We start from the raw sequence: 9,564 nt of genomic DNA, 5'->3' as shown, positions 1-9,564 counted from the left end.
TATCGCGAGAAATCCATGCCCGTGGAGGCTCCGTGTCAAGGGCGGCAACGTAGTGCAATTTGAAAAACTACGAATTCCTGAGAATAAGGGAGTAAGACTCTAAAGTTAAGGGTTTAAACCGGCAAAGCCGCATCCGAAGAAATGGCTCTTGTGGAACTTGACCGATTTGAGGAAGCCTGGGGAACCAAGTATCCGCTAATCCTTCGTTCTTGGCGTAATAACTGGGATGAGTTGGCTACCTTTTTTAAGTACCCACCTGAAATCCGCAAGCTCATTTACACGACCAACATCATTGAAAGCTACCATCGACAGCTTCGAAAAGTAACCAAAGGAAAAAGCATCTTCCCTACGGACGAAGCTCTCTTAAAAATGCTCTATCTGGCCACCATGGATGTCACTCGCAAGTGGACAGGCCGCGTCCAGAACTGGGGGCAAATGCTGCTTCAGCTATCTGTTTTTTATCCAGATCGCATTGGCCATCTGCGCTGAAAATTTTTCTCCCCGAGGGGAGAAGTCCTTTTAAAGAGTTTACACAAAAGACTTGACAGACCCATTTAGCGAGTCATTTAAAAAAAGAGGACAATCCCGCGGCTTTTGTTCATTCCGCACCGGGGATCGTCCTCTTTCCATAGAAAGCGTTTCTCTTAGCTTAACGCTATGACTTATTTCTTCGTAACAAGCTCCAAATCGACAGGGATCGAGGATTCCACTTTCTCGCCTTTCGATACCTTCACGGCCGTTCTTATGGCCACATCGCCGATGGCTGCCGGCTTTTGCGCTACCGTCGCGGCCATTTTGCCTTCGTTTACGGCTTTCACCGCGTCATCGGTCGCATCGAAGCCGACGACGACGATGTTTTTGCCGGAGGCCTGGATCGCCTGCAGTGCGCCCAGTGCCATCTCGTCGTTGTGGGCAAATACGGCTGCAATATCCTTATTCCCCTGCAGGATGTTTTCCATAACGGACAAACCTTTGGCGCGGTCGAAGTCGGCTGGCTGGGAAGCGACCATTTTCACGCCGGCTTTGCCGTCTACGGCATGGTGGAAGCCTTTGCCGCGGTCGCGGGCTGCCGAGGTTCCGGCGATGCCTTGCAGCTCGACGATGTTTCCTTTGCCGCCGATCGCTTTGAGAATGAAGTCGCCGGCCATCTGTCCGCCCTTGACGTTGTCGGATACGATATGTGAGACGACTTGACCGCCGTTCGCTGCGCGGTCGATGGTGATTACCGGAATGTTGGCTTTGTTCGCCGCCTCCACCGCCGTAATGACCGCCACGCTGTCGGTCGGATTAACCAGGATGACGTTTACTTTTTTCTGGATCAGATCCTCGATGCCGCTGATTTGCTTCGAGGTGTCGTTCTGCGCGTCGACAACGACCAGATCGACTCCGGCTTCCTTCGCCGCTTTTTCGGCGCCTTCTTTCAACGTAACAAAGAACGGATTGTTGAGCGTGGAAATGGAGAGACCGATGGTTGTTTTACCGGAGGCGGCGCCTCCCTCTTTCTTCGGCTCGGCCGTCTTGGCTCCGCCCTCCAGATTGGACTTGGTGGAGCAGCCGGCTGCCACCATGACGAATACCAGCAGGAGCGACAGAACCATGTACATTTTTTTCATGCTACTCTTCCCCTTTGCTTTTTATTTTGCGGCTTTGGACCGGTCCAGCAGCACCGCAACCAAGATGACGGCACCCTTAACGACCAGTTGATAAAAGGATGAAACGTTCAGCAGGTTCAGACCGTTGTCCAATACGCCTATGATCATGGCGCCGATCAGCGTCCCTACCAGCCAGCCCCTTCCGCCGGATAAGCTGGTTCCTCCGAGAACAACCGCGGCAATCGCATCAAGCTCGTAGGAGGTGCCTGCCGTCGGCTGAGCGGAGTTGAGTCTGGAGGTAAGAATAATTCCGCTTAAAGCTGCCAGTAATCCGCTTACCGAATAAACCATGACTTTGATTCTGGTAGTATTGATTCCGGAAAGCCAAGTCGCTTCCTCATTGCTTCCCAGCGCATAGACGCGCCGCCCGAAGGTCGTGTATTTCAATATAATGAACAGGATGACGAAGGTCAGAACCATCCAGACGATCGGCATCGGAATTTCGAGAAAATACCCTTTTCCGATGATGGCGAAATCTTCGTGCAGTCCGGTAATCGGCCGGCCCTGCGTATAGACGAGCGTCAAGCCGCGGTAGACGGTCATGGTCGCCAAGGTGGCGATGAAGGGGGCGACCTTCCCTTTGGTGACCAGCAGGCCGTTGACGGCTCCGAACACCGCTCCGCAGCCGAGGCCGATCAGCACGGCCAGCCACGGATTCATACCGGAGGCCATCATGCCTGCCGTAAACGCGCTGGACAGCGCCAGAACCGCTCCGACGGAAAGGTCGATTCCTCCGGTCAGGATAACGAACGTCATCCCGAACGCAATCAAGGCGTTGATGGAAATTTGCCGAAGCACGTTGAAAATGTTGGTAACGGTCAAAAAGTCGCTGTTGATCACCGACAAAACGACGACGATTAAGGCGAGTCCGAGCAGCGGACCCAGGCTGAACGCTTTGCCTGCCCGCTTACCAACCGCTTTCGCTTCCGTTTGCATGATGCTTTCCTCCTCCTGTCGCGCAGTGCATAATTTTTTCCTGCGTGGCTTCCCCTCTGGAGAACTCTCCGGCAATCCGGCCTTCGTGCATCACCAGGATGCGGTCGCTCATGCCGAGAACCTCCGGGAGCTCCGACGAAATCATCAGGATGGCTACGCCTCTGGAAACCAATTGATTCATCAAATCGTAGATTTCCTTCTTGGCCCCGATGTCCACCCCACGGGTCGGCTCATCCAAAATAAATACCTGCGGATTCGTTTCGAGCCATTTGCCGATCACGACCTTCTGCTGATTTCCTCCACTCAGGGAGCCGACCTTCTGTTCGCTGTTCGGGGTCTTGATCAGCAATTGCGAGATAAGCAGTTCCGAGATGCCGGTTTCTTTGCTGCGGCTGACAAACCCGAGTGAGGAAACGCCCTTCAAATTAGGCAGCGAAATGTTGTCCTTCACGGACATGTTCAACAACAGCCCTTCGTCCTTGCGGTCCTCCGTGACCAGTGCGATGCCCGCGCGGATCGCATCGACCGGCTTGCGGATGGCGACGGGCCGGCCGTCGACGCAGATTTCCCCTTGGCGGGCCGGCGTCACCCCGAATAAGGCTTTGGCCAGCTCGGTCCGGCCGGCCCCCATCAGACCGGCGATGCCGACGATTTCCCCGCTGCGTATGGTGAAGGAAATATTTCGCAGCTTGCCCGGCAGCGACAGGCCTTTGACCTCCAGCTTGGGTTCGCCGACGGAAACGTCAATTTTGGGAAAGCGGTCTTTGATTTCCCGGCCTACCATCATTTTGACCAGCTTGTCGATATTCGTGTCCGCTACGCAGTCCGTCCCTACCGTATGCCCGTCTCTCATGACGGTGACGCGGTCGCAGATGCGGAAAATTTCCTCCATCCGGTGGGAGATGTAGATCATCCCGACGCCCTTGGTTTTGAGCGATTCGATCACCGTAAAGAGCGATTCGATCTCACGGTCGGTCAGCGCCGCCGTTGGCTCGTCGAGCACGAGAATTTCCGCATTCATGGAAAGCGCTTTAGCAATCTCGATCATTTGCTGCTGTCCGACGGACAGCTCGCCTGCGATGATACCGGGGTCGATGGACAGGCCGAGCTGGGACAAGAAGCGAACCGATTCCTGCCTCATTTTGCCCCAGTTGATCATCCCGCTCCGGCCGTAGGTAAACTCCCGCCCGAGAAAAATATTTTCCATCACCGTCAGATGCGGAATTAAGTTCAATTCCTGATGAATCATGGTAATGCCCAGGCTTTGCGCCATGGAAGGGGAAGTGATCTCGCATGGCGTCCCCTTCAGGATCACGGTTCCGCCGTCTCTGCGGTGAATGCCGCCGAGAATTTTCATGAGCGTGGATTTCCCCGCGCCGTTCTCCCCCATCAGTGCGTGCACTTCCCCACCAATCAGGTTGAACGTCACCTGATCCAGCACTCTGACGCCCGGGAAGCTCTTGCTGATGTCGTTCATTTCCAACAGGTATGTCGTCATGACGGCCACTCCTTTCTTAAAAGATCACGCCGGCCTGCAGAACGATGTTCGCATAAGGTGTAAATTCGCCTGTCCGAATAACCGCTTTCGCTTCGTACGTAAGCCTTTTCAATTGCTCGTGACTAACCGTACGAACCGGAATGCCCTTCATGACGGCTTCCAGCTCCCGCTTGAACTGCGGACTGGCCCGCTCCATTTCGTCCGCGATGAATGAGGCCTCCACTTCCATTTCCTCGAGCACGATGGACAGCGTATCCAGCAGGGAAGGAACGCCCTGCTTCAAGGCCAGATCGATCCGCCGCACATGGAAGGGGATCGGCAGCCCGCTGTCGCAGATCACGATCATATCCGTATGGCCCAATTTGCTGATGACTTCGGAAATTTCGCTGTTGATGATTCCGATTTTTTTCATGATCGTTTCCCCTCCGCTCACCCGTTAAAATCAAGCACTTCCCGAAGCGTCGGCATTCCCGACTGCGCGCCGAATTTCGTCACGGCAAGCGCCGAAACCTTGGCCGCGAACGATACGGCTTCCTCCAAGCTTTGCCCCAAAGCAAGCGAGTAAGCTAGCCCAGCGTTAAACGAATCTCCGGCTCCGGTCGTATCCACGACCTCCATGACATAACCGGGAACGCGGGTTAGCGTGCCTTCCTGTGCCATAAAGGCGGAGCCTTCCGCGCCGAGCGTCGTGATCACGTGCCGGGCGCCCATGCCGGCCAGCTCCCGCATCGCGCCCTCCAATTCGCCGCCTTCCGCAGAACGCCCGGTCAGCAAGGCCAGCTCCGTCCGGTTCGGGGTAATATAGTCGACGTTGCGCAGCAATTCCTCCGGCAGCTTCTGCGCCGGGGCGGGGTTTAATACGACCGTCCGTCCGCAAACCTTCGCGAGACGGGCCGCATGCGCGACGGTATCCACGGGAATTTCCATCTGAAGCAGCACGATGTCCGCCGCTGCGATGATTTCCCGGCAAGCGTCGATATGCGCAGGAAGCAGCGTATGATTCGCGCCCGGCAGGACGACAATGCTGTTATCTCCTTGACAAACGTAAATGCTGGCAACTCCCGTAGCCGTCTGCTCCGCGACCCGCACCGCGTCCGTGCCCACATTCTCGGCTTGCAGAGCGTGCAGCAGCTCTTGTCCGAAGCCGTCGGTACCGACGGCGCCGACCATCGTCACAACCGCGCCCAGCCGGGCCGCCGCAACGGCCTGATTCGCCCCCTTTCCTCCGGGAAGAAAACGGATGCCGCGACCGAGCATCGTCTCCCCCTGCTGCGGATACCGGTCCGCTTCGATGACAATATCCATATTCAAGCTTCCGATAACAACGATTTTAGGAGCTTTCATGTCCTTCCTCCTTAAGGTCGACTTTCTGGGCACGAGCGCGACGTCCAGCTCGTACGTCTGGTCCGCTTCCAGCGTGCCTTCGATTTTCTTGATCAAGATCCGCGAGACGAGCGCGCCCATCTCATAGATCGGCTGGGCGACGGTCGTCAGCTCCGGCTGCGTAATCTCCGTCATGCTGATGCCGTCAAAGCCGCATACCGCCACTTGTCCGGGCACTTGCACGCCCATCCGGTAAAGCGCCTTGAGCGCGCCTACCGCCATCAGGTCGTTCCCGGCAAAAATGGCGTCCACATCGGGATGACGCTCCATCAGCAGCTCCGTCGCCCGAATCCCGCCTTCGATCCGGAAGTCTCCCTGAATCATGAACGTCGGCGAGTACCAGTCCAAATGCATCACCGCTTCCTCATACCCGGCCAGCCGCTCCTTGGCCGTAATGAATTCCTGCGGGCCGTAGATGTGGGCGATTTTCCGGCAGCCCATGCTCAGAAGATGCTCGACAGCCAGCTTCGCGCCTTCCCGGTTTTTGGAGCGGACCACGCTGCACGACTGCTTCGGCGGCACCCGGTCGAGACAGACGACGGGGATGCCTTTCTTGGTCATCTGCTCGACATCGGCGGAATCCAGCGTATTGGAAGCAAAAATAATGCCGTTGATATATTTTTTTTTCAACACCTCAATATAGGACTTCTCCTTGACCCCTTCGTCATCGGAGTTGCACAAAATCACCGTATACCCGTACATCGAGGCGACATCCTCAACGGCCCGGGCCAGCTCCGGAAAGAACGGGTTGGAGATATCGGGAAGAATTAAGGCGATGGTGTTCGTCTTCTTTCCGGCCAATCCCCGGGCCACCGCATTCGGCTCGTAGTTCAGCGCTTCGATGGCCTTTTTTATTTTCTGCTCCGTTTCCACGTTCACATAGCCGCTTTTGTTTGAGTACCGGGAAATCGTCGCAATGGACACGCCCGCCAGCTTGGCTACATCCCGAATGGTTGCCATACTTCTTCACCCCTATCATGTGGTACCGGTTACATATATTTTAAAAAAAATTTACTATGATTTCATTGCATTTTACAAGTAATAAAATTCTCATTTGATTAAAAACGTGGTATCGGTTACACATAAAATATAGCACTCCGCGGAAAAGGAATCAACTTCTTTTTGTGACAGAATCCGGAACACTCAATCGCATGCTCGGGTAGGCTTTAATTCCAGATCATGCAGCATTGGGTTGATGAAGTTAGACATCCATGCCGCTGGCGCAGCACTATCAGAAGGATGATAATGGTGCCGCGTCGAACTTAGTCTTTACGGCTGGCGAAGGTAGGTCGTGTCTCCTTGATGCTGCGAGCCTGTGAAATAGACAGGTGCACCACAGATTGTTGCTCCCACTCTTAGGAAGCACGGAGGATAGATTAATTCAGGTGGTTGTTGCGCCAGCCTTTAATCATGAAAGCCGTAAAGGATGTTAGTAGAATGGAAGTGGTTTACAGTCGTTGTTGCGGACTGGACGTCCATAAAAAGAACGTTTTAGGCTGTGTCATTACGCCCGAAGGCAAGGAAGTTCGCACGATGATCGAGGACATTATTCTATTGGTGGACTGGATCAAAAGCAAAGGTTGTAGCCACGTTGCGATGGAAAGCACGGGCTCATTTTGGAAACTGATTTACGATCTGCTCGAACTTGAAGAGTTACAAACACTGGTCGTTAATGCCAAGCATATGAAGAATGTGTCGGGACGTAAAACCGACGTGAAGGATGCCGAGTGGATTGCCGGGCTGCTTCGCCACGGGTTGCTGCAAGGTAGTTACATTCCTGCGCGTGACCAAAGGGAGCTTCGAGAACTCATCCGATATCGCCGCAGTCTCATTGACGAGCGTTCGTGAGAACTGGCACAGCGTAAGCCAAGAACAAAAAAGAAGAGCTAAAACGTGCCTTGAACGGTCTAATGGGAGAACATCAGCAGCTTATGCTTGCAACCCAGCTTCGGCATATCGACTTTTTGGATCAAGAAATCGGGAAACTGAACGAAGAAATGAAGGCGCGCACGCTCCCGTGCTTTGTATCTAATAATTATTATCAGATAAGGTAGGTAAACTATAATGGACCCAAACGCTTGACACACAAATGAAAAAAATAAGCTACAATAGAGCTATGGAAAAGAGACGAAGATACACCCCAGATGAGAAAGCGAAAATCCTTCCTCATTGTTCTGCTTATTGCTACAGGCGGCTTAACCTCATGCAATAAACATGCAAGTTCAGAGCCTCTTCGCCAGGAAATAAGTAGCAGTGGAAATAACGAGAAAACAGAAATTCAAATAGAAAAGCTTAACGAAAAAGACGCTTTGGCGTTAAGAAATAAAGCTGCGAATCACTACTTCAATGTACTGGATGGCGGCACGGATCGTACCGCACAGCAAAAAAGTACTCCTTTAACCGAAGATTATTTCTATAATTTTTGCGATGACCTAGACACTATAGATAAATTGACCGCTTACCTTGAAGAGGTGTTTACAAAAGAGATTACTGCCGATTTCATCAAAACGTCCGATTTCAAAATGATTAATAATAAATTGTCTTATCCATCGTTAGGATGGGGCTCTTTAAGCGATTGGGAAAAAGCAGCGGTGAAATTAAAAGCGGATGAAGGAAACGTCAAAACGTTTGAGTTTACGGTACCAAGTGTAGAGGAGAGCATGAACGATGAAACGGTAAGTCTTGAATATAAATATGTTCCACAAAAAGGCTGGAGAGTTGCATCTAGACCCAGTAAGTTAATGTGAATCGTATATGGGGAAATGTTCCTTAAGGGAGGAAATCATCAATCTTGCTAAAAAGACACTTAGCTTTTTGTATATGTATTTTGCTTATGTTAACCGGATGCACGCAGCCTGAGCGCTTATCAAGTAACGAGAGGCCCCAAGATGAGAGCATAGCAATTAAAGGGATAGAAACGCCAGAACCATTAGACTTGGGCTGGCTACTATTAGCTGAAAACAAGGATACGTTATATGATGGCGGATACCAATTAATGAACCTAAAATCTCAGGAGAATTCAAAAGCTACAACCATCGATTTTCAAAAGATCATGAATGACCTGATCCAAAGAAAAATAATCGCAGAAGGTTGTGAAAATACTTATCTGGAGCATTTTACAGAGGATGGGCGTAAAGCTTATTTTATTTCAGATCACTCGTCAACAGAAAAGATAATCGAAGGATACGACTTTATTGATCAAAAAGTTTTTATCAGAGGAACATTTACCAGAGATGCTGGGAATTTGGACAACTATATAGCCTTATTCACCCCAGATCACACTCAGTACGTTGCTAATTCCCAAGAGGGTAAAGCTTTATACGATCTCGAAAAACAGAGGAAAATAAGGTTACTTTTCCCTAATGAAAAGGAGAGCGGGATCGAACGGCAATTGTATGCTTTTTCCAAAGATAATCAAAAAATTTTGGTCTCGGAATCTAACGATTACGTCATTTATGATGTAAAAAACAGCAAGGAGCAATATCGCAATCCGAGTTTGGCCCAAACTATGACAAAGCTGGATCAAGGAACGATAGTACTTGTTATGCAGTATGACGAACAGGGGAAAGGCAACTTCTATTTGGTCAAGGGCGATGATGTTCAACCGCTTGATTTACCAGCCGAAACGAACGATGCCGTTCTGGCGCCCGACAAAAAAACGATCATTTACAAGCTGCGGACCTCAAATGACTTTAGAATAAGGGATTTAACAACGGGGGAGGATCGGACTCTTCGTAGTTTACCCTCAAATTATACGATCAGATTCTGGTTCCCTCCGGATGTACTGCCACAATCTATTATGCAGCATACAGTAGAGGAGATACAGAAAACTAACCAACAGGAAGGATTGGGAGACAATCCCGCGGGCCGCGTTACCCCCAAACAGAAGAGGGAAACCGCTCATGCCGACAACATTTCAGCGGAGCATAATACTGACAATAGTGAATCAAAAGCTAATCATTTTCAAGAAAAGCTACCTGATTGGCTCCTGTTCCGTGGGGAAAATAATAATGAAATGCACGCCTGTTGATTAACCAACTTTTGGGTTATCAAGACGCGACAAATAGACGTATTTATCCAGAATCCTAGTAACAG

At 51.4% G+C, this 9,564-nt stretch carries 7 protein-coding genes and 2 pseudogenes; 4 read left to right on the top strand and 5 right to left on the bottom strand.

The window, feature by feature from the left end:
- Positions 1-123: 123 nt before the first annotated feature.
- Positions 124-489 (top strand): annotated as a pseudogene (locus NLX71_RS25510) (transposase); the annotation flags it as partial.
- Positions 490-662: 173 nt separating this feature from the next.
- Here NLX71_RS25510 and rbsB read toward each other — a convergent pair.
- From rbsB to rbsK, 5 genes are read right to left on the bottom strand one after another with little or no spacing between them, the layout of a single operon-like run.
- Positions 663-1,613, bottom strand: a complete 951-nt coding sequence (gene rbsB, locus NLX71_RS25505; protein ID WP_254366588.1) for a ribose ABC transporter substrate-binding protein RbsB — start codon at positions 1,611-1,613, stop codon at positions 663-665.
- 21 nt (positions 1,614-1,634) lie between these two features.
- Positions 1,635-2,588 (bottom strand): ABC transporter permease, encoded by a 954-nt coding sequence (locus tag NLX71_RS25500; protein ID WP_254366587.1) that lies wholly within the window; start codon positions 2,586-2,588, stop codon positions 1,635-1,637.
- On the bottom strand, positions 2,560-4,086 hold the full coding sequence (locus NLX71_RS25495) for a sugar ABC transporter ATP-binding protein (RefSeq protein WP_254366586.1): 1,527 nt from the start codon (positions 4,084-4,086) through the stop codon (positions 2,560-2,562). The genes NLX71_RS25500 and NLX71_RS25495 overlap by 29 nt, the downstream gene beginning before the upstream one ends.
- Positions 4,087-4,102: 16 nt before the next feature.
- Positions 4,103-4,498: a D-ribose pyranase gene (rbsD, locus tag NLX71_RS25490; protein WP_254366585.1), complete on the bottom strand. Its 396-nt coding sequence runs from the start codon at positions 4,496-4,498 to the stop codon at positions 4,103-4,105.
- Between the two features lie 17 nt (positions 4,499-4,515).
- Positions 4,516-6,429 carry a ribokinase gene (gene rbsK / locus NLX71_RS27215; protein ID WP_375377969.1) on the bottom strand — a complete coding sequence of 638 codons (1,914 nt, stop codon included), beginning with the start codon at positions 6,427-6,429 and terminating at the stop codon, positions 4,516-4,518.
- 477 nt (positions 6,430-6,906) lie between these two features.
- On the opposite strand from rbsK, the pseudogene NLX71_RS25475 reads away from it, so the two are divergent.
- The 3 genes and pseudogenes from NLX71_RS25475 to NLX71_RS25465 all read left to right on the top strand — a co-directional run.
- Positions 6,907-7,487: pseudogene (locus NLX71_RS25475) on the top strand (IS110 family transposase); the annotation flags it as partial.
- Positions 7,488-7,613: 126 nt separating this feature from the next.
- Positions 7,614-8,216, top strand: a complete 603-nt coding sequence (locus tag NLX71_RS25470; RefSeq protein ID WP_254366584.1) for an IseA DL-endopeptidase inhibitor family protein — start codon at positions 7,614-7,616, stop codon at positions 8,214-8,216.
- 44 nt (positions 8,217-8,260) lie between these two features.
- A complete protein-coding gene (locus tag NLX71_RS25465) occupies positions 8,261-9,499 on the top strand; it encodes a hypothetical protein (RefSeq protein WP_254366583.1) in 1,239 nt (412 codons plus the stop codon).
- The last annotated feature ends 65 nt before the right edge of the window (positions 9,500-9,564 follow it).

The organism is Paenibacillus sp. MZ04-78.2, assembly GCF_024213375.1.
In the GTDB taxonomy this organism is placed as follows: Bacteria; Bacillota; Bacilli; order Paenibacillales; family NBRC-103111; genus Paenibacillus_G.
Note: the sequence above shows the minus strand (reverse complement) of the source record. Positions and strands in the feature narration are given on the sequence as shown.